The sequence below is a fragment of the Streptomyces sp. NPDC001515 genome (genome assembly GCF_053597115.1).
Genome location: NZ_JBSFHN010000018.1, coordinates 130802 through 152192 on the forward strand (window position 1 = coordinate 130802; position 21391 = coordinate 152192).

Sequence of the window (21391 nt, forward strand, 5' to 3'; positions counted from 1 at the left end):
AGGCCCCCTCGTGTTGACGCAGACCACCACCCGGGTCCTCGAACCCAGCGACCTCGGCGCCGCCCTCGCGGTGCTGGAGAGCGATCCCGTAGCCAACGCCTTCGTGACCTCCCGGGTCCAGATCGCCGGGCTCGACCCCTGGCGCCTGGGCGGCGAGATGTGGGGCTGGTACGCCGACGGGCACCTGCGCTCCCTGTGCTATTCCGGCGCCAACCTCGTCCCCATCTGCGCCACCCCCGAGGCCGTCCGCGCCTTCGCCGACCGCGCCCGCCGGGCCGGCCGCCGCTGCTCCTCGATCGTCGGCCCGGCCGAGCCCACCGCCCTGCTCTGGCGGCTGCTGGAGCCGGGCTGGGGCCCCGCCCGCGAGGTCCGCGCCAACCAGCCGCTCATGGTCACCGAGAGCCCCTCCGCCGAGGTCGCTCCCGATCCGCTGGTGCGCCGCGTCCGCAAGGACGAGATGGACGTGCTCATGCCGGCCTGCGTCGCCATGTTCACCGAGGAGGTCGGCATCTCCCCGCTCGCCGGCGACGGCGGCCTGCTCTACCAGGCCCGGGTCGCCGAACTGATCGGCGCGGGCCGCTCCTTCGCCCGGATCGAGGACGGCAAGGTCGTCTTCAAGGCCGAGATCGGCGCCACCACCCCGCAGGCCTGCCAGATCCAGGGCGTCTGGGTCGCCCCGGAGTTCCGCGGCCGGGGCCACTCCGAGACCGGCATGGCCGCCGTCCTGCGCTACGCGCTCGCCGATGTCGCCCCGGTCGTCAGCCTGTACGTCAACGACTTCAACACCCCCGCCCGCAAGGCGTACCGCCGCATCGGCTTCCGCGAGACCGGCGCCTTCATGAGCGTCCTGTTCTGACCCGCCCGGACCGTACCCCGCACCGCGCCCCGGACAGTAGGGTCGGTTCATGGCAGCACTTCCCGGGGGAGGCCCCCGCACTCCCGGCGTCCGGATCGCACCGATCGATCTCGCCGCACGCGTGGACGAGGCGCTCGCCGTGCAGGCGGTCGCCTTCGGACTCGGGCCCGACGAGGTCAACGTACGCCGCCACATCGTGCTCCGGCACCTGGAGCATCCGGGGGCCCGCGCACTCGGCGCGCTGACCCCGGCCGGAGACCTGGCCGGCTTCGTCTACGGCATGCCCAACGAACGCGGCCACTGGTGGTCCACCGTCGTCGAGCCCTATCTGCGCGCCACCGGCTCGGCCGGCTGGCTCGACGACTCCTTCGTCATCACCGAACTGCACGTCCACCCCGGCCACCAGAACCGGGGCATCGGCCGCGCCCTGATCACCACCGTCACCGACGCCGTGGACGAGCCGCGCTCCATCCTCTCCGCCATCGACACGGACAGCCCCGCCCGCGGCCTGTACCACTCGCTCGGCTACCGCGACCTGGCCCGGCAGGTGCTCTTCCCCAGCGCCCCGCTGCCGTACGCGGTCATGGGAGCCCCGCTCCCGCTGCCCCGGCGCGGCTCCCTCCGAGACGTGCCGGGACGAATCGATTTCCGCCCGCCGCCGCTGCCCGGCTAACCTCCTGCACATCACCCTTCCGAGCAGGAGTTCATCATGGCCCAGGTCCAGCGCATGTCCCGATTGATGATCAAGACACTGCGCGACGACCCGGCGGACGCCGAGACGCTCAACCACAAGCTCCTCGTCCGCGCCGGTTACGTACGCCGCACCGCGGCCGGCATCTGGTCCTGGCTGCCGCTCGGCAAGAAGGTGCTGGAGAACATCACCCGCGTCGTCCGCGAGGAGATGGACGCCATCGGCGGCCAGGAGGTGCTGCTGCCCGCGCTACTCCCCAAGGAGGCGTACGAGGCGAGCGGACGGTACGACGAGTACGGCGACCTGCTGTTCCGCCTCAAGGACCGCAAGGGCGCCGACTACCTCCTCGGCCCGACGCACGAGGAGATCTTCACCCAGGTCGTCAAGGACATGTGCTCGTCCTACAAGGACCTGCCCGTGATCCTGTACCAGATCCAGACGAAGTACCGCGACGAGGCCCGCCCCCGCGCCGGTGTGCTGCGCGGCCGCGAGTTCCAGATGAAGGACTCGTACTCCTTCGACACCACCGACGAGGGCCTGGCGGAGTCCTACCAGCTGCACCGCGCCGCCTACATCCGGATCTTCGAGCGCCTCGGCCTCGACCACCGGATCGTCTCCGCCGTCTCCGGCGCCATGGGCGGTTCCGCGTCCGAGGAGTTCCTGGCCCCCGCCCCGGCCGGCGAGGACACCTTCGTCGACTGCCCGAACTGCGACTACGCGGCCAACACCGAGGCCGTCACCTTCGTCGCCACCGGGGCCGACGGATCGGCCGTCGGCCCCGTCGAGGAGCTGGACACCCCCGACACCCCGACCATCGAGACCCTGGCCGCCCACCTCGGCGTCCCGGCCTCCGCCACCCTGAAGAACCTCCTGGTCAAGGTCGACGGCGAGATCGTCGCCGTGGGCGTGCCCGGCGACCGCGAGGTCGACCTCGGCAAGCTCGGCGAGCACCTGGCCCCCGCCGTCGTCGAGCTGGTCACGGCCGAGGACTTCGTGGGCCGCCCCGACCTGGTCCGCGGCTACGTCGGCCCCCAGGGCCTGGAGAAGGTCCGCTACATCGCCGACCCCCGGGTCGCCGCCGGCACCGCCTGGATCACCGGCGCCAACAAGGACGGCAAGCACGCGAAGAACGTCGTCGCGGGCCGCGACTTCGAGGTCGACGACTACCTCGACGTCGTGGTCGTCGAGGCGGGCGACCCCTGCCCCAAGTGCGGCACCGGCCTCCAGGTGGACCGCGCCATCGAGATCGGCCACATCTTCCAGCTCGGCCGCAAGTACGCCGACATCTTCTCGCTCGACGTCCTCGGCCAGCAGGGCAAGCCGGTCCGCGTCACGATGGGCTCGTACGGCATCGGCGTCTCCCGTGCCGTGGCCGCCCTCGCCGAGCAGACCGCCGACGACAGGGGCCTGTGCTGGCCCCGTGAGGTCGCCCCGGCCGATGTGCACGTCGTCGCCGCCGGCAAGGCGCTCCAGACCGAGCTGGCCCTGGACGTCTCCGAGAAGCTGGGCGCCGCCGGTCTGCGGGTCCTGGTCGACGACCGCCCCGGCATCTCGCCCGGCGTGAAGTTCACCGACTCCGAGCTGATCGGCGTCCCCCAGATCCTGGTCGCCGGCCGCCGCTCGGCCGAGGGCGTCCTGGAGCTGAAGGACCGCCGCACCGGCGAGCGCGAGGAGCTGACGGTCGAGGAGGCCATCGCCCGCCTCACCGCCCGCGACTGACCCGCCGTACGGCGAGGGGCCCCGCACGGACGATGGTGCGGGGCCCCTCGCCGTGTACGGGAGGCGGACGGCTACAGCCAGCCGGCGAACTCCAGCGTCACTTCGCCCTCGGCGCGGCGCCCCGCGGCCAGCGCCCGGGTGCCCGACTCGACCGCGCGGAACAGCGTCCAGCCGTAGAGCCGGTCCCGGTCCACGTCCAGCGAGTCCGCGAGCTTGCGGATCCGGCGCCGGGCGGTCCCCGCCCCGCTGGGCGAGGCGATCAGGTCCTCGACCCGGTCCCGCACCAGCCGCGCCAGATCGTAGGCGCGCTCCCCGACGACCGGCTCCGGGCCGACCGTCAGCCAGGGCGCGCGTTCGCCCGAGAGCACTTTGCTCTGGCGGAAGTTGCCGTGCAGCAGCAGCGTCTCGGGGGAGTCCGCGACCAGCTCCTCACGGGCCGCGAGAGCCGCCGCGACCATGTCCGTGAGGGCGGGGTCGGCCTCGGCGGCGGCCCGCATCGGGGCCGTCGCGCGCCCGGTCCGCTCGGCGACCGTCTCGAAGCCGTGCCCGGCCGGCGGCTCCACCCAGAGCCGTCGCACGGTCCCGGCGGCCTCCAGCAGCGCCTTGGCCTCCGGCAGCGAGCGCAGCGACACCTCGGGATGCAGCCGCTCCAGCAGCAGCGCCCCGCCCGTCTCCCGCTCCGGGGCCGGGGGCTCCTCGCCGGGTCCGGGGAGCAGCGTCACCGCACCCCAGCCGTTCCAGTGCGCCAGCGCCGCCCGTTCGCACTCCGGCGCCGCCCCCCTGGGTGCGAGCTTGAGCGCCGCGGGGGAGCCGTCGGCCGCCCGGACCAGCAGGACCAGGCTGGAGCGTCCGCCGGGCGCGGCGACCCGTTCCACGGTCAGCTCCCGGCCGCCGGCAGCCAGGGCCCGCGCGGTCAGTTCGGGAAGCCGCGCGAGCCAGTCCCCGGCGGCCGTATCCCCGTACGACTCGCCGAGCGCTCGCACCAGACGCTGCGGCGGTTCAAAACCCATACGTGCCGTGTTCCCTTTCAGAGCTGCTTCAGTGCGTCGCGCCGTCCCGGGGCTTCGCATCGGACCCGGCCCGGGTGCCGGGCCCCGCCGCCTTCTTCCCCTCGGTCCCGTCCTTGAGGGACCCGTCCGGGGCCCGCTCGGCGAGCCCGGGAAAGGCTACGCCGCCGCCCCGCCAGCGCACCGCGCGCACCGCGGCCTCCCGCAGGGCGTCCGCCGCCGAGCGCCGCAGCGGCCCCCGGGAGGCCCGTACGAGGTCGGAGTAGACGTCCGCCACCCCGTCCTCCAGCGCGGCGGCCAGCCGGACGGCGGAGGCCGCGTCCGGCACCGCGAAGGGCAGAGCGTACGCGGCGGCCGCCGCCACCGGTTCACCGCCCAGGTCCCGCACCGTGCGCACCAGCGCGTCGCGCCGGGCCCGGTGGGCGTCGTGCGCGGCGGTCGCCTCGGCGCGGCGGGCCGGTGCCACCCGGGCCCCGGCCACCCCGTAGCCGTACACGGCGGCGTGCTCGGCCGCCAGCGCCGCCTGCGCGGCCCCCAGCGTGCCCTCGTCGTCGCTCATCCCTCGGTCTCCTTCGCCAGCGCGGTCAGCAGATAGGCGTGGGCGGAGGCCGCGGCGGCGACCGAGGCGAGCAGCCGGGCCAGCTCCGGAGGGGCCTCCATCAGCGCCTCGGTGTGCGCGGCGGCGGCCTGCCGCTCCGCGGTGGCCAGGGCCCGCACGGCAGCCGCCGCGGTCGTGGTGCCGGGCCGGGTGCGGACCGCGGAGAGCGAGGCCCCGGTGCCCTTCCCGAAGGCGACGACATGGGCGCGCACCGCGTCGCGCAGCGGCGCCAGACCGGGCGCGGTCGCCGGATGGGCGGCGATCACGCTCTCGTACCGGGCCAGCAGCGTGGCGCCGGTCTCCCGTGCCGCCGTCCGCAGGGCGGTCTCCGCCCGCTCCGCCGAGATCCGGTCGGCCGAGGTCCCGGCGCCCGCGCGGGCGCCGTCCCCGTCACCGCCCCCGCCGCAGCCGGCCAGCACCGCCCCCGAGGCCACCGCACCCGCGGCGGTGAGGGCTCCCCTGCGCGTCGTCCCCGTGCGCCGCACTTGTTCTCCTTCGGGCGTGGACCTGTTGTGACTGGATCTGTCCTGAAGTGATCACCGCAGGCGAGCGTACCCGCGCCCGGGGGGCAGGCGGACGGCAACACCCCTTGCGACCGGATACCCTTTGACCTGACACGCGACGATCCCCACAACAGCACACGCGGCCGAGGAGTCACCCGGATGAGCACCACCCAGAGCGAGAGGCTGCGCGGGCTGGTCGAACCGCTCGTCAGCGCCGAGCAGCTGGATCTGGAAGAGATCGAAGTGTCCCGGGCCGGCCGACGCCGGGTCCTGCGGATCATCGTGGACTCCGACGAGGGTGTGGAGCTCGACGCCTGCGCGGACCTGAGCCGCGCGATCTCGGCCCGGCTGGACGAGACCGACGTGATGGGCGAGGACGAGTACGTCCTGGAGGTCAGCTCCCCGGGCGCCGACCGCCCGCTGACCGAGCACCGCCACTACGTGCGCGCCACCGGCCGGCTGGTCAGGCTCGTCCCCCGCCAGGGCGACGAACTGGTGGCCCGGGTGCTCGGCGTGGACGAGGAGGGCCTGGACCTGGAGGTCCCCGGCGTCAAGGGCCGCAGGCCCACCTCCCGCCGGATGGCCTTCGACGAGATCGCCAGGGCGCGCGTGGAGCTGGAATTCAACCGCAAGGACAAGAAGGAAGAGGAGGCGTAGCCGTGGACATCGATGTGAAGCTTCTGAAGGGCTTGGCGCAGGACAAGGAGATCCCGTTCGGCGTGCTCGTCGAGGCGATCGAGTCGGCCCTCCTCATCGCGTACCACCGCACCGACGGCAGCCACCGCCGGGCGCGGGTCGAGCTGGACGAGCGCGGCCATGTGACCGTGTGGGCCAAGGAGGACCCGGCCGATCTGGAGGAGGGCCAGGAGCCCAAGGAGTTCGACGACACCCCGTCGGGCTTCGGCCGGATCGCCGCGACCACCGCCAAGCAGGTCATCCTCCAGCGGCTGCGCGACGCGGAGGACGACCGGACCTTCGGCGAGTACGCGGGCCACGAGGGCGACGTCGTCACCGGCGTCGTCCAGCAGGGCAAGGACCCGAAGAACGTCCTGGTCGACATCGGCAAGCTGGAGGCCATCCTCCCCGTCCAGGAGCAGGTGCCCGGCGAGGAGTACACCCACGGCCTGCGGCTGCGCACCTATGTCGTCCGGGTCGCCAAGGGCGTCCGCGGCCCGTCCGTGACGCTGTCGCGGACCCACCCCAACCTGGTGAAGAAGCTCTTCGCGCTGGAGGTTCCGGAGATCGCCGACGGTTCCGTCGAGATCTGCGCGATCGCCCGTGAGGCCGGCCACCGCACCAAGATCGCGGTCCGCTCCACCCGCTCCGGCCTCAACGCCAAGGGCGCCTGCATCGGCCCGATGGGCGGCCGCGTCCGCAACGTGATGGCCGAGCTGCACGGCGAGAAGATCGACATCGTCGACTGGTCGGACGACCCGGCGGAGATGGTCGCCAACGCGCTTTCACCCGCCAGGGTGAGCGAGGTCGAGGTCGTTGACCTGGGGGCGCGTTCCGCCCGGGTGACCGTGCCCGACTACCAGCTCTCGCTGGCGATCGGCAAGGAGGGCCAGAACGCCCGGCTCGCCGCCCGGCTGACCGGCTGGCGCATCGACATCCGCCCCGACACCGAGACGGACGCCGAGCGCGACGTCGCGGACCGGGAGCGGGCCGAGCGGGCCCGGGAGCGTTCCGAGCGCCGCTGAGGGAATAGATCTCGACGGCACGCCGCTGAGATCACGACAACATCCGTTCGATTTTTGCCCCAAAGGGGTGAGGTCGGTGCGGGGAGGTAGACTTAACCGTGTCTGGCCGGACGCACGCCCGCGCTTGCCCCGAGCGAACCTGTGTGGGATGCCGGGAGCGAGCGGGCAAGAGCGAGCTGCTGCGCATCGTGGCGGACGGGGACGTCTGTGTCCCCGATCCACGCGGTACGCTGCCCGGCCGGGGTGCGTATGTGCACCCCGTCTCCGTCTGTCTGGACCTGGCGGTTCGCCGCCGGGCATTCCCCCGGGCCTTCAAGGCCAAGGGGCCGTTCGACCCCACTGCGGTGCAGCGGTTCGTCGAGCGGGTGACACCGTAGGAATGAACGGCACGGGTCCCCGTGCGGTCAGGTACCTCGCGAGTTGGAAGTAGGTCGAGATTGCGATGAGCACTCGATGAGTACGCGATGAGTACGCCCATGAAGTAGCGACGGTCCGGCGGTAACCCGGACCTAAAAGGAGCGAAGTGGCTAAGGTCCGGGTATACGAACTCGCCAAGGAGTTCGGTGTGGAGAGCAAGGTCGTCATGGCCAAGCTCCAGGAACTCGGTGAATTCGTCCGTTCGGCGTCCTCGACGATCGAGGCGCCGGTTGTACGCAAGTTGACTGACGCACTGCAGGGGCCCGGCGGCAACGCCGGCAAGCCCGCTGCCAAGCCGGGCGCGCCCCGTAAGGCCGCCCCCAGCAAGCCCGCGGCGCCGTCTCCGGCCGCCGCGGCACGTCCCGCTGCCCCGAAGCCCGGCGCCCCGGCCCCCAAGCCGGCCGCCGCCGAGGCCCCGCGCAGCACCCCCGCCCCCTCGGCGGGTCCGCGACCGAGCCCCAAGCCGGCGCCCCGGCCCGGCCCGGCCACCCCGGTGCCCGCGGCCGAGTTCTCGGCCCCGGCCCCGGCCCAGCCGTCGGCCCCGCAGCCGCAGCAGCAGGCACCCCGCCCGGCCGGCGCCACCCCGGGACCCCGTCCCGCGGGCGGATCGGCCCGTCCGGGTCCGGCCGGCGGCCAGCGCGACGGCGGCCGCGGCGGGGAGCGCCCCGCGCGTCCCGCCGGCCAGGGCGCCCCGCGCCCCGGCGCACGTCCGGCGGGTCCCCGTCCGGGCAACAACCCCTTCACCTCCGGCGGCTCGACGGGCATGGCCCGTCCTTCGGCGCCCCGTCCCGGCGGCGCCCCGCGTCCCGGCGGCGGTCAGGAGCGTCCGGGCGCCCCGCGTCCGCAGGGCGGCCCCGGTGGCGCCCCGCGCCCGCAGGGCCAGGGCCAGGGCGGCGCACGCCCGACCCCCGGCGGCATGCCGCGTCCGCAGGCGCCCCGTCCCGGCGGCGCCCCCGGTGGTAACCGTCCGAACCCGGGCATGATGCCGCAGCGTCCCGCTGCCGGTCCCCGTCCCGGTCCCGGCGGCCGTGGTCCCGGTGGCGGCGGCGGCCGTCCCGGCGGCGCGGGCCGTCCCGGCGGCGGTGGCTTCGCGGGCCGTCCGGCCGGTCCCGGCGGCGGTGGCGGCGGCTTCGCCGGCCGTCCCGGTGGCGGCGGCGGTGGCGGCGCGGGCCGTCCCGGCGGTGGCGGTGGCTTCGGCGGCCGTCCCGGTTTCGGTGGCCGTCCCGGCGGTCCCGGTGGCCGCGGTGGCACGCAGGGCGCCTTCGGCCGTCCCGGCGGTCCCGCGCGTCGCGGTCGCAAGTCGAAGCGGCAGAGGCGTCAGGAGTACGAGGCCATGCAGGCCCCGTCGGTGGGCGGCGTCATGCTGCCCCGCGGCAACGGGCAGGCCGTCCGGCTGTCGCGCGGTGCCTCGCTGACCGACTTCGCGGAGAAGATCAACGCCAACCCGGCGTCGCTCGTCGCCGTGATGATGAACCTCGGCGAGATGGTGACCGCCACGCAGTCGGTCTCCGACGACACGCTGAAGCTCCTCGCGGACGAGATGAACTACGTCCTGGAGATCGTCAGCCCGGAGGAGGAGGACCGCGAGCTGCTCGAGTCCTTCGACATCGAGTTCGGCGAGGACGAGGGCGGCGAAGAGGCCCTGGTCTCCCGTCCGCCGGTCGTGACCGTCATGGGTCACGTCGACCACGGTAAGACCCGCCTCCTGGACGCGATCCGCAAGACGAACGTCATCGCGGGCGAGGCCGGCGGCATCACGCAGCACATCGGTGCCTACCAGGTCTCCGCCGAGGTCAACGGCGAGGACCGTCGGATCACCTTCATCGACACCCCGGGTCACGAGGCGTTCACCGCCATGCGTGCCCGTGGTGCGAAGTCCACCGACATCGCGATCCTCGTGGTGGCGGCGAACGACGGTGTGATGCCCCAGACGATCGAGGCGCTGAACCACGCCAAGGCGGCCGACGTGCCGATCGTGGTCGCGGTCAACAAGATCGACGTCGAGGGCGCCGACCCGACCAAGGTGCGCGGACAGCTCACCGAGTTCGGTCTGGTGGCCGAGGAGTACGGCGGCGACACGATGTTCGTCGACATCTCCGCCAAGCAGGGTCTGCACATCGACCAGCTGCTGGAGGCCGTCGTCCTCACCGCCGACGCCTCGCTCGACCTGCGGGCCAACCCGGAGCAGGACGCGCAGGGCATCGCGATCGAGTCCCACCTCGACCGCGGTCGCGGTGCGGTCTCGACCGTCCTCGTCCAGCGCGGCACGCTGCGCATCGGCGACACGATGGTGGTCGGCGACGCGTACGGCCGGGTCCGGGCGATGCTCGACGACAACGGCAACAACGTCGAGGAAGCGGGTCCCTCGACCCCCGTCCTCGTGCTCGGTCTCACCAACGTCCCGGGCGCCGGCGACAACTTCCTGGTGGTCGACGAGGACCGTACGGCCCGTCAGATCGCCGAGAAGCGCGCCGCCCGCGAGCGCAACGCCAACTTCGCCCGCAAGGGCGTCCGGTTCTCCCTGGAGAATCTGGACGAGGCGCTCAAGGCCGGTCTGGTCCAGGAACTCAACCTCATCATCAAGGGCGACGCGTCCGGTTCGGTGGAGGCTCTCGAGTCCTCGCTGCTCCAGCTCGACGTCGGTGAAGAGGTCGACATCCGGGTCCTGCACCGCGGTGTGGGTGCGGTCACCGAGTCGGACATCGACCTGGCGACCGGCTCCGACGCCATCGTGATCGGCTTCAACGTGCGCGCCGCCGGGCGTGCGCAGCAGATGGCCGACCGCGAGGGTGTGGACGTCCGCTACTACTCGGTCATCTACCAGGCGATCGAGGAGATCGAGGCGGCCCTCAAGGGCATGCTCAAGCCGGAGTACGAAGAGGTCGAGCTCGGCACGGCGGAGATCCGCGAGATCTTCCGTTCGTCCAAGCTGGGCAACATCGCCGGTGTGCTGGTCCGCTCCGGAGAGGTCAAGCGCAACACCAAGGCGCGCCTGCTGCGCGATGGCAAGGTCATCGCGGAGAACCTCACCATCTCCGGTCTGCGCCGCTTCAAGGACGACGTCACCGAGATCCGCGAAGGCTTCGAGGGCGGTATCAACCTCGGCAACTTCAACGACATCAAGATCGACGACGTCATCGCGACGTACGAGATGCGCGAGAAGCCGCGAGGCTGACCCGTACCTCAACAGTCGGGGCCGGTCGACGGGACGTATTTCCGTCGATCGGCCCCGGCCGTTCCGTGTACGGTTCTGATGTCCCCGCCATCGACCGGCGGGGCGCGAACCCGAACCGGCGGGACATCCGGACACACATGTATGTGGGGACACTCTCCTTCGACCTGCTTCTCGGCGACGTACGGTCGTTGAAGGAGAAGCGTTCAGTGGTCCGCCCGATCGTCGCCGAACTCCAGCGCAGGTACGCGGTGAGCGTGGCGGAGACGGGCGGGCAGGATCTCCATCGCAGGGCCGAGATCGGCCTCGCCGTGGTCTCCGGGGACACCCGGCACCTCACAGACGTACTCGACCGGTGCGAGCGCCTCGTCGCCGCCCGGCCGGACGTGGAGCTGCTGTCCGTACGACGGCGGCTGCACAGCGACGAAGACGATTGAGCAAGGCGAAGGAGACGGACCAGTGGCCGACAACGCGCGGGCTAAGAAGCTGGCGGACCTCATCCAGGAGGTGGTCGCCCAGAAACTTCAGCGCGGAATCAAGGACCCGCGCCTGGGGACGCACGTGACCATCACGGACGTCCGGGTCACCGGCGACCTGCGGGAGGCCACGGTCTTCTACACGGTCTACGGCGACGACGAGGAGCGGGCGAGCGCCGCGGCCGGTCTGCAGAGCGCCAAGGGCATCCTGCGGTCGGCGGTCGGCTCGGCGGCGGGGACGAAGTTCACCCCGACCCTCGCCTTCGTGGCGGACGCGCTGCCCGAGAACGCGCGGGCGATCGAGGACCTCCTCGACCGCGCGCGGGCCTCGGACGCCAAGGTGCGCGAGGCGTCCTCGGGAGCCGCGTACGCCGGCGAGGCGGACCCGTACCGCAAGCCGGAGGACGAGAACGACGAGGACAACAGCTCCGAATGACGCAGAACAGAACGCCGGACGGACTTGTCGTCGTCGACAAGCCGTCCGGCTTCACTTCGCACGACGTCGTCGCCAAGATGCGCGGGATCGCCCGGACCCGGCGGGTCGGCCACGCCGGCACGCTGGACCCGATGGCGACCGGCGTGCTCGTGCTCGGCGTCGAGAGGGCGACCAAGCTCCTCGGCCACCTCGCGCTGACCGAGAAGGAGTACCTCGGGACGATCCGGCTCGGGCAGAACACCGTCACGGACGACGCGGAGGGCGAGATCACCTCGTCCGCCGACGCCTCCGGGGTGACGCGCGAGGCGATCGACGCCGGGGTGGCCGCGCTGACCGGCGCCATCATGCAGGTGCCGTCCAAGGTCAGCGCCATCAAGATCGACGGCAAGCGGTCCTACGCGCGGGTGCGCGGGGGCGAGGAGTTCGAGATCCCGGCCCGCCCGGTGACCATCTCCTCCTTCCGGGTCTACGACGTCCGCGAGGCCGTCGCCGAGGACGGCACGCCGGTGACCGATCTGGTCGTCTCGGTGGTCTGCTCCTCCGGTACGTACATCAGGGCGATCGCCCGCGATCTCGGGGCCTCGCTGGGCGTGGGCGGGCATCTGACCGCCCTGCGGCGCACCCGGGTCGGTCCGTACGGGCTGGACGCCGCCCGCACGCTCGACCAGCACCAGGAGGAGCTGACCGTGATGCCGGTGGCGGAGGCCGCCGACGCGGCGTTCCCGCGCTGGGACGTGGACGAGAAGCGGGCGAAGCTGCTGCTGAACGGGGTGCGGCTCGACATGCCCGCCTACCCGCCCGGTCCGGTCGCCGTCTTCGGCCCCGACGGGCGGTTCCTCGTCCTCGTCGAGGAGCAGAAGGGCAAGGCCAAGAGCCTCGCCGTCTTCGCCTGACCCTGTGTCCGGCGAACGCCTCTGATTCACTCCAACGGGCAGGCGCTCGGAGTGAATCAGAGGTGCAAACGGGGCGCTTTCGACAGGAGTGGCGCTCGCACGGAACCGGACCGACCTACCGTCGGAATCATGGGATGCGGGGACCGGGCGACGCTGGTACGACTGTGCGATCCGGCGGGCCGGCCACGGGGGACCGGCTTCGTCGCGGACGACCGGGGCACGGTCGTCACCAGCCACGAGGCGATCGACGGCCTGCCCCACCTCCTTCTGCACGGCACCGAGGGCCGCGGCTGCCGCGTCGACGCCCTGGACATCACCGCGCTGCCCGGACTCGACCTCGCGCTGCTGCCCACCGGCGGCCCCGACGTCCTCGGCGTACGGCCGCTGCCGATCGCGTGCCGGGAGCGGATCGAGCCCGGCAGCTACGTCACCATCGCCGCGCACGGCTGGCGCGAGGCCCGGGTGCTGGGCACCGCCTCCGTCGACTACGTCGCGCGCGGCTCCACCCACCGGATCGCCCACGCGCTGGAACTGGCCCTCGGCACGGACGGCAGCGACGCGCTCCGGCTCGGCGGGACGGCCGTCGGCGGGCCCGTCCTCGACCCGGAGAGCGGCGCCGTCATCGCCGTGCTCGGCACCGCCCTGCGCGCCGGCCACGCCGCCGCCGGCTGCGCGGTGCCCCTGGCCGGACCCGGCCGCGAGGGACCGCTGGCCGAACTGCTGCGGCGCAACGCCACGGGCGTCCCGGGCTACGGGCCCGATCTGAACGCGGCCGGGGCGCTCCAGCTCACCGCCATGTCGGTGGGCTCCGCCGACGCCCCCGCCACCTGCCCCGACCCCGTGGAGCGCCCGGACGTCCTCGCCGAGTTCGACGCCTTCACGGCGGCCGAGGGGGCGGAGTCCGCCGTGCTCCTCGGACTGGTCGGCGATCCGGGCACCGGACGCACCACGGAACTGGCCGCCCTCGCCGCCCGGCGCGCCCGGGGCCCGGTGCCCGCGCTCACGCTCTGGCTGCGCGGCGCCGACCTGCTCGCCGAGGACGGCTCCGTGGCCGACGCCATCGCCCGGACGCTGCGGCAGGCCGGCCGGATTGTCACGGCCGCCGGGGCCCGGGGCGGCATGGAGAGTGCCACCCCGGAGCGGATCGCCCGGCTCGCCGCCCGGTCCGGTGCCCCGCTGCTCGTCCTGCTGGACGCCCCCGAGGAGATGCCGCCCGTCCTGGCCCACCGGCTGGACGCCTGGACCGGCGGCACCGTCGACTGGCTGCGCGCGCACGGGGCCCGGCTGGTCGTCGCCTGCCGGCCGGAGCACTGGGAGACGGCCGGGGCGCTCTGCCCGCCCGGCGCGCTGCACCGCCCGGCCCGGCCCGCCCGCCGGCTGCCCCCCGCGGTCCGGCTCGGCGACTTCACCCCCGCCCAGGCCGAACGGGCCCGCGAGCGGTACCAACTGCCCCCCGACGCGCTCGCCCCCGGCCACGACCGCCACCCGCTCACCCTGCGCCTGCTCGCGGAGGTGCGCGGCGCGCTGCCCGCGGACACCCCGGGGCGCCCCGGCACGGAGGAGGTCTTCGCCGCCCATCTCGACCTCATGTGCCTGCGCGTCGCCGTCCGGATCGCCGCCCAGTGGCACCCCGCGCCCGGCGGCACGGAGGTGCGGCGGCTCGCGGCCCGGGTCGCCGGGCAGGTCCACGAGGCGGCCCGGCGCTGTCTGGGCCCCGGCCAGGGCGAGCTGGACCGCACGGCCTTCGAGGAGGTCTTCCCGTGGCGCTCGGGCTGGGCCTCCGCCGTGCTCGCCGAGGGACTGCTGGTGCCCGCCGGAGCCGGGTACCGCTTCGCCCACGAGGAGCTGGGCGACTGGGTCCAGGGCGCGCACCTGGACGTGGACGCGGCGCTGCGCGCCCTGGTCCACCGCCGGCACGGCGGGGCGGGGGAGGAGACCGCCGGCCGGGTCCCGCGGCCCCGTCGGCCCGGCGGGCGTGCCGCGCCCGATCCCTCCGCACCCGCCGGTCCGCACAGCCTGCCGGTGCCCCGCCACCGGATCGGGCCCGTGGTCCAGGCGCTGCTGCTGCTCGGCCGCCGCCAGGGCCCGGCGGCGCTCTCCCACCGGCTGGCCGATCTGATCGAGGCCCTGGACCGGCTCTCGGCGGGGGAGGGGGACGACACCTCCGGCGGGGGGCGGGCCGAGGAACGGGCCCCCGTCGCCGATGCCCGCTGGTGGGCCGTGCACCTGCTCTCCGAGACCCTGCTGCGGGTGCCCGACGCCCGTGCCCACCTGGGTGTGCTGCGCGTGCTCACCGGGCGCATCGTCCACAGTTCGGCCGAGGCGGGCGGCACCGGGCCGCGTGGTCCGTACGCCGAGTTCGGGCCGTGGTTCTGGCGGAGGCTGCGGCTGCCCGAGGCGGACCGGATGGACCTGTTCCGACGCCTGGTGCCCGCCGACGGGCCCCCGCGCGCGGACGGCGAGGGCACCCGGTTCCTGGACGCCGTGGCCCGGCGGCTCGCCGCCCATCCGCGCACCGTCCAACCCCTGCTGTGCGCCTGGTTCTCCGATGAGCACCCGCTCGCCGCCGAGGACGGCGCGGGTGTCCGGCCCACCGTCGCGGAGGCCGCCCAGGCGCTGCTGCACGCCCGCCGCGACCTCGCCGTGGACGAGCTGGCCGACGCCCTCGTCGAGGCCGCCCACCCGCGCGCCGACGAACTGCTCGCCGCCCTCGCCGAGGACGAACCCGAGGCACTCTGCCGGGCCGTCGAGCGCTGGTCCCGCGACGACGACCACAAGGCCCGCCGGAGCGCCGCCGCTTCTTGCGCCGCACTCCTCGCCCCGCGTGTGACCCGCGACCCCGACCGCGTCCTGCTGCGCCGTGCCGCGCTCGCCCTGCTGGCCCGTCCCGCCGACACCGATCTGCACGGCCCCCCGCTCCGCCTGCTCGTCGCCGATCCGCAGACCAGGGAGCGCTGCCTGCCGCAGGCGCTGCGGGCCTTCGCGGCGGGCGCTCCGGAGGTCACGCCCGCCGTGCTGGCCGCCGCCCTGCCCACCCACCCCGAGCCGGTGCTGGCCGCCTACCGGGAGCGGCTCACCCGGCCGGGCGAGGACGCCGGAGACGTGCTCCGGGCCCTCGCCCGGACCGACTCCCCGGCCCTCGCCCTGCACGCCGCCGGGCTCGTCCGCGCCTACGCCGACAGCCACCCGGACGACACGGCGCACACCGCCGCCTATCTCGAACACCGGCTGGAGCACGGACCCGCCGCGCGCGCCCTGCTGCTGCCGCTGCTCACCGGCCTGCTCCGGGAACCGACCGTCGCGCCGCCGGTCCGGGGGGCGCTGGCCGCCCTCCTCGCCTCGCCCGGCAGCCCCGCCTCCCAGCAGACCCGCGACGAACTGCTGGAGGTGCTGCTCGACTTCGAGCAGCGCCCCGAGCACCGGGAGCCGGCCGTGCTGGACGCGCTGCTCCGGGCCGCCGCGGCGGGCTGCGCGGGCCGCGCCCCCGCCCGTACCCGGGCCCTGGTCCACCGCACCGGGATGCTGCTCGTCCGTACGCCCGAGGGGGCCGCCCTCTTCGACCGCCGGCTGGTCGCGCTCGCCCGCGCCGTGCCGGGATTCGGTGCCCTGGTCATCGGCTGGCTCTCCGAGGCCCCGCAGGAGTGGGCCGCGCTCGTCGGACCCAGCGCACGGCGCACCCTGGAGGCCCCGATGACCATGCCGATGCGGGCCGCAGGGCGTGAGCATGGCAGTCTTAGACCTGCGTAAGAGATACACCCACGTACACAGGTTCGGGCGAGGAGCGGTCAGAGTGCAGCGCTGGCGTGGCTTGGAGGACATCCCCCAGGACTGGGGACGCAGCGTCGTCACCATCGGGTCCTACGACGGGGTGCACCGCGGACACCAGCTCATCATCGGCCGGGCCGTCGAGCGCGCCCGCGAGCTGGGCGTGCCGGCCGTCGTCGTCACCTTCGACCCGCACCCCAGCGAGGTCGTCCGGCCCGGCAGCCACCCCCCGCTGCTCGCCCCGCACCACCGCCGCGCGGAGCTGATGGCGGAACTGGGCGTGGACGCGGTGCTGATCCTGCCGTTCACCAGCGAGTTCTCCCGGCTCTCCCCGGCCGACTTCATCGTGAAGGTGCTCGTCGACAAGCTGCACGCCACGCTGGTCATCGAGGGCCCCAACTTCCGCTTCGGCCACAAGGCCGCGGGCAACGTGGACCTGCTCGCCGAGCTGGGCGCCACCTACGACTACCGCGTCGAGGTCATCGACCTGCGGGTGCGCGGCGAGGCGGGCGGCGGCGAGCCGTTCTCCTCCACCCTGACCCGGCGCCTGGTCGCCGAGGGCGATGTGGCCGGGGCCGCCGAGATCCTCGGCCGCCCGCACCGCGTCGAGGGCATCGTGGTGCGCGGGGCGCAGCGCGGCCGGGAGCTGGGCTTCCCCACGGCCAACGTCGAGACCCTGCCGCACACCGCGATCCCCGCCGACGGGGTGTACGCGGGCTGGCTGCACGTGGACGGCGAGGCGATGCCCGCCGCGATCTCGGTCGGGACCAACCCGCAGTTCGACGGCACCGAGCGCACGGTCGAGGCGTACGCGATCGACCGCGTCGGCCTCGACCTGTACGGGCTGCACGTCGCCGTGGACTTCCTGGCCTATGTGCGCGGCATGCTCAAGTTCGACACGATCGACGATCTGCTCGTGGCGATGGCCGCGGACGTCAAGCGGTGCGCCGAGCTGATCGCCGCCCACGACCGGGGCTGAGAGCGCGAACGGGCGGCCCCTTCCGGGACCGCCCGCCGTCGTGTCGCACCGGGTGTCAGGCGGGCTGTCGCGGCCCCGCCTCCCCGGCTCCGGCCGTGCCCGCGTTCGCCCAGTGGCAGGCCACCTCGGTCGTCCCACCGCCCGACAGCACCGGCAGGTCCTTGGTGCGGCAGGCGTCCGCCACCCCCGCCCGCGCGGCCTCGCCCGAGGCGAGGATCTGGCAGCGGACGTGGAAGCGGCAGCCGGAGGGCACCTTGGAGGGGTCCGGCGGTTCGCCCGTCAGCACCACGGGATCGCCCTCGGCCTCCGGCAGCACCGACAGCAGCGCCTGCGTGTACGGATGCCGGGGCGCCGTGAGGATCTGTTCGACGGGCCCCGTCTCCACGATCCGGCCCAGATACATCACCGCCACCCGGTCCGCGATGTTCCACGCCAGACCGAGATCGTGCGTGACCACCAGCGCGGACAGGCCCAGTTCGTCCCTCAGCCGCAGCAGCAGCGCCAGGATCTCGCCGCGCACCGAGGCGTCCAGCGAGGCCACCGGCTCGTCCGCCACGATCAGCTCGGGCTCCAGCACCAGCGCCCCGGCGATCACGACGCGCTGACGCTGACCGCCCGACAGCTCGTGCGGGTAGCGCAGCAGGAAGCGCTCCGGCGGGCGCAGCCCGGCCCGGGACAGGGCCTCGGTGACCGCCTGCTGCTCGTCGCCCCGGAAGCCGTGGATGCGCAGGCCCTCGGCGACCGCGTCGTACACCGTGTGCCGGGGGTTGAGCGAACCGCTGGGGTCCTGGAGGACCAGCTGGACCCGCTTGCGGTACGCCTTGAGCGCCCGGCTGCCGTAGTCGAGCGGCTTGCCGTCGAAGGTGACCCGTCCGGCCGTCGGCGGGACCAGCCCCAGCAGCGAGCGGGCCAGCGTGGTCTTGCCGCACCCGGACTCCCCGACCAGGGCGACGATCTCGCCCGGCGCGATGTCCAGATCGACCCCGTCCACGGCGCGCGCCAGGTCGGCACCGTGCCGCCCGGGGAAGGTGACCCGCAGCTCGCGGGCGCTGAGCAGGTCCGTGGGGGTGGTCATGTTGTGCTCCTCGCTTCCTCGGCGCCCTCGGCGGCCCCGGTCTCCCCGGGGCCCACCAGCAGGCAGGCGGCCTCCCGGCCGGGACCGGCCACCCGCAGCACCTGGTCCTGGGTGGCGCACGCCTCCACCGCCGACGGGCAGCGCGGGTGGAAGGTGCAGCCGGCCGGCAGCGCGGCCGGGTCGGGCGGATCACCGGGCAGCCCCTGCGGGGCGAACCGCGAGGCGGGGTCCCCGATCCGGGGGAAGGCGCCCGACAGCGCCCTGCTGTACGGGTGGACGGCCCGCGCGTAGACCTCGGACGCCGGGCCCTGTTCGACGACCCGGCCCGCGTACATCACCGCGAGCCGGTCGCAGGTGTCCGAGAGCACCGCCAGATCGTGGCTGATCATGATCAGGCCGAGGTCCTGCTCGGCGACGAGCTGTTCGATCAGCCGCAGGATCTGGGCCTGGATCATCACGTCGAGGGCCGTGGTCGGTTCGTCGGCGATGATCAGTTCGGGGCCGCAGGCGAGCGCCATCGCGATCATCACGCGCTGCCGCTGGCCGCCGGACAGCTCGTGCGGATAGGCGTCCACCCGGGCGGCGGGCAGCCCCACCTGCTCCAGCAGCTCACCGGCCCGCTCCCGGGCGGCCGCGCGGGTCGTCGTCGAATGGAGCAGGATCGGTTCGGCGATCTGGTCCCCGATGCGGTGCACCGCGTTGAGCGAGTGCATGGCGCCCTGGAAGACGATCGAGGCGCCGGCCCAGCGCACGGCGCGGACCTGGCCCCACTTCATGGCGAGGACGTCCTCGCCGTTCAGCAGGATCTCGCCGGTGACCTCGGCGCCCGCCGGCAGCAGTCGCAGCAGCGCGAGGGCCAGCGTCGACTTCCCGCAGCCCGACTCGCCGGCGATGCCCAGCTTGCGGCCCGCCTCCACGTCCAGGTCCACCCCGCGCACGGCTCGCGCCCCGCCGGGGTACGTCACCGTCAGGTCGCGGACTCGCAGAAGAGGCGTCGTGCGGATGCTCGTCGTGCTCAACGGGTCACCCCCAGCTTCGGATTGAGGACGGACTCGATGGCGCGGCCGCAGAGCGTGAACGCCAGGGCGACCAGGGCGATGGCGATGCCGGGCGGGGCCAGGTACCACCAGTCGCCCGCGCTCACCGCACCCGCCTCCCGGGCGTCCTGGAGCATGCCGCCCCAGGAGGTGATGGTCGGGTCGCCGAGCCCCAGGAAGGCCAGGGTGGCCTCGGTCAGGATGGCTCCGGAGATCGCCAGGGTGGTCTGGGCGAGGACCAGCGGCATCACGTTCGGCAGCACGTGCCGGAGCATGATGTGGCCGTGTCCGCCGCCCAGCGCGCGGGCCCGCTCGATGTAGGGGCGGGACTCCACCGCCAGGGTCTGGGCGCGCACCAGCCGGGCCGTGGTCGGCCAGGTCGTGACGCCGATCGCGATGATCACCGTCCACAGCGAGCGGTCCATCACCGCGGCGAGGGCGACCGCCAGGACCAGGGTCGGCATGACCAGGAACCAGTCGGTGACCCGCATCAGGACCGTCGCGTACCAGCCCCGGAAGTGTCCGGCGACGATCCCCACGACCGTACCGATGGCCACACAGAGGAACGCGGCGAGCAGGCCCACGGTCAGCGAGACCCTGGCCCCCCAGACCAGCAGCGCCAGCACACTGCGGCCGAACTGGTCGGTACCGAGCGGGTAGGCGGCGCTGGGCGCCTCCAGCAGTCCGCCCGACGCCTTGGTGACGCTCTGCGCGTCACCGCCGGCCAGCACGGGCGCGAGCAGGGCGATCACCGCGATCAGCACGAGCCCGGCGAGGCCCCAGAGGCCGCCCCGGTGGCTGCGGTAGGCGGTCCAGAAGCGGACCAGGGAACGGCGCTTGCGGGCGCGTGCCAGCGCGCGCGGGCTCTTGACCGCCGCGCTCTCGCGCTCCTCGGGCGTGGGGGCCTCGGCGTCCGGGGTGGGCGCGGGCACGGATTCGGTCGTCATCGGCCCACCCGGGGATCGAGCAGCGGATACAGCACATCGGCCAGGGTGTTCGCCAGGATCACCGCGGTGGCGAAGAAGAAGAACAGCGCCTGCACGAGCGGCAGGTCGGGGGTGCTCAGTCCGGTGTAGAAGAGCCCGCCCAGACCCGGCCAGGAGAACACCGTCTCCACCAGGATCTGACCCGCCACCACATGTCCGAGGTTCACGAACATCAGGGTGAAGGTCGGCAGCATCGCGTTCGGCACGGCGTGCCTGCGGCGGACCAGATCGTCCCGCAGCCCCTTGGCGCGGGCGGTGGTCAGGTAGTCGCTGCCCATCTCGTCGAGCAGCGAGGAGCGCATCACCAGGAGCGTCTGGGCGTAGCCCACCGCGACCAGCGTGATCACCGGCAGCACCATGTGGTGCGCGACGTCGACCACGTGCGCGAATCCGGTCGCGCCGTCGCTCGACGCCATGCCGCCGGTGGGGAAGATCCCGGGGATCGGGCCGACGCCCACCGAGAAGACGATGATGAGGAGCAGCCCCAGCCAGAACGACGGCACCGAGTACAGGGTCAGTGCCAGCGCGGTGTGGAACCGGTCGCTGTTCGACCCGTTGCGCCAGGCGGTCCGGGTGCCCAGCCAGAGGCCGAGCGCGCTGTAGAGGACGTACGCCGTTCCGGTGAGCAGCAGCGTCGCGGGCAGCCGTTCGACGATCTTGTCCATCACCGGCGCGTGGTACGCGAACGACGTGCCGAAATCGCCGGTCAGCGCGTCACCGATGTAGCTGGTGAACTGCTGCCACATGGGCTGGTCGAGGCCGAACTGGTGCCGCATGGACTCCAGCTGCTCGACGGACACGGGGCGTCCGCCGGTCATCTGCTTCACCGGGTCGCTCGGAATGAGCCGGAAGAGGAAGAAGCTGGTGACCAGAACGGCGAAGAGCGAGACGACCGCGCCGCCGATCTTCGCCGCCGCGTACGTCACATAGGCCCGGGTGGTGCGCGCCCGTGGACCGCGGGCGGCCGGGGGGCCGGCGGCCGCCGGACCTTCCGTGTCCGCGCCCGACGGCGTCACGAGCGCCGGAGTGCTGTCAGCTGTCATGGGGAACTCTCGTTACTCGTGCTGCGCCTGGAGGACAC

Annotated in this window: 19 protein-coding genes; 12 read left to right on the forward strand and 7 right to left on the reverse strand. The window is 73.8% G+C overall.

From position 1 onward, the window contains the following. The first annotated feature begins 13 nt into the window (after positions 1 to 13). From ACWCXC_RS20530 to ACWCXC_RS20540, 3 genes are read left to right on the forward strand one after another with little or no spacing between them, the layout of a single operon-like run. Positions 14 to 856: a GNAT family N-acetyltransferase gene (locus ACWCXC_RS20530; protein ID WP_450680787.1), complete on the forward strand. Its 843-nt coding sequence runs from the start codon at positions 14 to 16 to the stop codon at positions 854 to 856. 49 nt (positions 857 to 905) lie between these two features. Further along, complete coding sequence (locus ACWCXC_RS20535; RefSeq protein WP_450680695.1) at positions 906 to 1529, forward strand: GNAT family N-acetyltransferase; 624 nt, start codon at positions 906 to 908, stop codon at positions 1527 to 1529. Positions 1530 to 1565: 36 nt separating this feature from the next. Beyond that, the gene (locus ACWCXC_RS20540) at positions 1566 to 3266 is read left to right on the forward strand and encodes a proline--tRNA ligase (protein ID WP_450680694.1); all 1701 of its coding nucleotides are present in this window, start codon (positions 1566 to 1568) and stop codon (positions 3264 to 3266) included. 71 nt (positions 3267 to 3337) lie between these two features. On the opposite strand, the gene ACWCXC_RS20545 is transcribed toward ACWCXC_RS20540, so the two are convergent. From ACWCXC_RS20545 to ACWCXC_RS20555, 3 genes are read right to left on the reverse strand one after another with little or no spacing between them, the layout of a single operon-like run. After that, entirely contained in the window at positions 3338 to 4276 is a 939-nt protein-coding gene (locus ACWCXC_RS20545; RefSeq protein WP_450890136.1) for an aminoglycoside phosphotransferase family protein, read from the reverse strand. Between the two features lie 28 nt (positions 4277 to 4304). Then, positions 4305 to 4832 carry a ferritin-like domain-containing protein gene (locus tag ACWCXC_RS20550; protein ID WP_450890137.1) on the reverse strand — a complete coding sequence of 176 codons (528 nt, stop codon included), beginning with the start codon at positions 4830 to 4832 and terminating at the stop codon, positions 4305 to 4307. Next, positions 4829 to 5356, reverse strand: a complete 528-nt coding sequence (locus ACWCXC_RS20555; protein ID WP_450890138.1) for a hypothetical protein — start codon at positions 5354 to 5356, stop codon at positions 4829 to 4831. Before ACWCXC_RS20555 ends, ACWCXC_RS20550 begins: the two co-directional genes overlap by 4 nt. Before the next feature lie 177 nt (positions 5357 to 5533). Here ACWCXC_RS20555 and rimP point away from each other — a divergent pair, with 177 nt between their 5' ends. The 9 genes from rimP (at position 5534) to ACWCXC_RS20600 (ending at position 17212) form a co-directional block, all read left to right on the forward strand. Next, the gene (gene rimP, locus ACWCXC_RS20560) at positions 5534 to 6031 is read left to right on the forward strand and encodes a ribosome maturation factor RimP (protein ID WP_450680690.1); all 498 of its coding nucleotides are present in this window, start codon (positions 5534 to 5536) and stop codon (positions 6029 to 6031) included. Positions 6032 to 6033: 2 nt separating this feature from the next. Further along, on the forward strand, positions 6034 to 7074 hold the full coding sequence (nusA, locus tag ACWCXC_RS20565) for a transcription termination factor NusA (protein WP_450680689.1): 1041 nt from the start codon (positions 6034 to 6036) through the stop codon (positions 7072 to 7074). Between the two features lie 98 nt (positions 7075 to 7172). After that, the gene (locus ACWCXC_RS20570) at positions 7173 to 7451 is read left to right on the forward strand and encodes a YlxR family protein (RefSeq protein WP_450680688.1); all 279 of its coding nucleotides are present in this window, start codon (positions 7173 to 7175) and stop codon (positions 7449 to 7451) included. A 146-nt stretch (positions 7452 to 7597) separates the two neighbouring features. Next, complete coding sequence (infB, locus tag ACWCXC_RS20575) at positions 7598 to 10666, forward strand: translation initiation factor IF-2 (RefSeq protein WP_450680687.1); 3069 nt, start codon at positions 7598 to 7600, stop codon at positions 10664 to 10666. 137 nt (positions 10667 to 10803) lie between these two features. Further along, positions 10804 to 11100: a DUF503 domain-containing protein gene (locus tag ACWCXC_RS20580; protein WP_450680686.1), complete on the forward strand. Its 297-nt coding sequence runs from the start codon at positions 10804 to 10806 to the stop codon at positions 11098 to 11100. A 22-nt stretch (positions 11101 to 11122) separates the two neighbouring features. Beyond that, complete coding sequence (rbfA, locus tag ACWCXC_RS20585) at positions 11123 to 11575, forward strand: 30S ribosome-binding factor RbfA (protein ID WP_450680685.1); 453 nt, start codon at positions 11123 to 11125, stop codon at positions 11573 to 11575. Further along, on the forward strand, positions 11572 to 12468 hold the full coding sequence (truB, locus tag ACWCXC_RS20590; RefSeq protein WP_450890139.1) for a tRNA pseudouridine(55) synthase TruB: 897 nt from the start codon (positions 11572 to 11574) through the stop codon (positions 12466 to 12468). Before rbfA ends, truB begins: the two co-directional genes overlap by 4 nt. Positions 12469 to 12597: 129 nt before the next feature. Then, positions 12598 to 16215 (forward strand): trypsin-like peptidase domain-containing protein, encoded by a 3618-nt coding sequence (locus ACWCXC_RS20595; protein WP_450890140.1) that lies wholly within the window; start codon positions 12598 to 12600, stop codon positions 16213 to 16215. Between the two features lie 43 nt (positions 16216 to 16258). After that, positions 16259 to 17212, forward strand: coding sequence for a bifunctional riboflavin kinase/FAD synthetase (locus ACWCXC_RS20600; protein ID WP_450680682.1), 954 nt, complete (start codon positions 16259 to 16261; stop codon positions 17210 to 17212). Between the two features lie 55 nt (positions 17213 to 17267). Here ACWCXC_RS20600 and ACWCXC_RS20605 read toward each other — a convergent pair whose 3' ends face one another. The 4 genes from ACWCXC_RS20605 to ACWCXC_RS20620 are packed head-to-tail and all read right to left on the reverse strand — an operon-like array spanning position 17268 to position 21353. Continuing rightward, the gene (locus ACWCXC_RS20605; RefSeq protein WP_450890141.1) at positions 17268 to 18287 is read right to left on the reverse strand and encodes an ABC transporter ATP-binding protein; all 1020 of its coding nucleotides are present in this window, start codon (positions 18285 to 18287) and stop codon (positions 17268 to 17270) included. After that, positions 18284 to 19306 (reverse strand): ABC transporter ATP-binding protein, encoded by a 1023-nt coding sequence (locus ACWCXC_RS20610; protein ID WP_450680680.1) that lies wholly within the window; start codon positions 19304 to 19306, stop codon positions 18284 to 18286. Before ACWCXC_RS20610 ends, ACWCXC_RS20605 begins: the two co-directional genes overlap by 4 nt. Next, positions 19303 to 20271 (reverse strand): ABC transporter permease, encoded by a 969-nt coding sequence (locus tag ACWCXC_RS20615; protein WP_450890142.1) that lies wholly within the window; start codon positions 20269 to 20271, stop codon positions 19303 to 19305. Before ACWCXC_RS20615 ends, ACWCXC_RS20610 begins: the two co-directional genes overlap by 4 nt. Then, positions 20268 to 21353 carry an ABC transporter permease gene (locus ACWCXC_RS20620; RefSeq protein ID WP_450890143.1) on the reverse strand — a complete coding sequence of 362 codons (1086 nt, stop codon included), beginning with the start codon at positions 21351 to 21353 and terminating at the stop codon, positions 20268 to 20270. Before ACWCXC_RS20620 ends, ACWCXC_RS20615 begins: the two co-directional genes overlap by 4 nt. Between the last annotated feature and the right edge of the window lie 38 nt (positions 21354 to 21391).

What these genes read in the sequence shown, in the direction of transcription:
- ACWCXC_RS20535 (WP_450680695.1), top strand. Translation starts at nt 906, where the DNA reads ATGGCAGCACTTCCCGGGGGAGGCCCCCGCACTCCCGGCGTCCGGATC.
- ACWCXC_RS20540 (WP_450680694.1), top strand. Translation starts at nt 1,566, where the DNA reads ATGGCCCAGGTCCAGCGCATGTCCCGATTGATGATCAAGACACTGCGC.
- ACWCXC_RS20545 (WP_450890136.1), bottom strand. Translation starts at nt 4,276, where the DNA reads ATGGGTTTTGAACCGCCGCAGCGTCTGGTGCGAGCGCTCGGCGAGTCG.
- ACWCXC_RS20550 (WP_450890137.1), bottom strand. Translation starts at nt 4,832, where the DNA reads ATGAGCGACGACGAGGGCACGCTGGGGGCCGCGCAGGCGGCGCTGGCG.
- rimP (WP_450680690.1), top strand. Translation starts at nt 5,534, where the DNA reads ATGAGCACCACCCAGAGCGAGAGGCTGCGCGGGCTGGTCGAACCGCTC.
- ACWCXC_RS20580 (WP_450680686.1), top strand. Translation starts at nt 10,804, where the DNA reads ATGTATGTGGGGACACTCTCCTTCGACCTGCTTCTCGGCGACGTACGG.
- truB (WP_450890139.1), top strand. Translation starts at nt 11,572, where the DNA reads ATGACGCAGAACAGAACGCCGGACGGACTTGTCGTCGTCGACAAGCCG.
- ACWCXC_RS20595 (WP_450890140.1), top strand. Translation starts at nt 12,598, where the DNA reads ATGGGATGCGGGGACCGGGCGACGCTGGTACGACTGTGCGATCCGGCG.
- ACWCXC_RS20605 (WP_450890141.1), bottom strand. Translation starts at nt 18,287, where the DNA reads ATGACCACCCCCACGGACCTGCTCAGCGCCCGCGAGCTGCGGGTCACC.
- ACWCXC_RS20615 (WP_450890142.1), bottom strand. Translation starts at nt 20,271, where the DNA reads ATGACGACCGAATCCGTGCCCGCGCCCACCCCGGACGCCGAGGCCCCC.
- ACWCXC_RS20620 (WP_450890143.1), bottom strand. Translation starts at nt 21,353, where the DNA reads ATGACAGCTGACAGCACTCCGGCGCTCGTGACGCCGTCGGGCGCGGAC.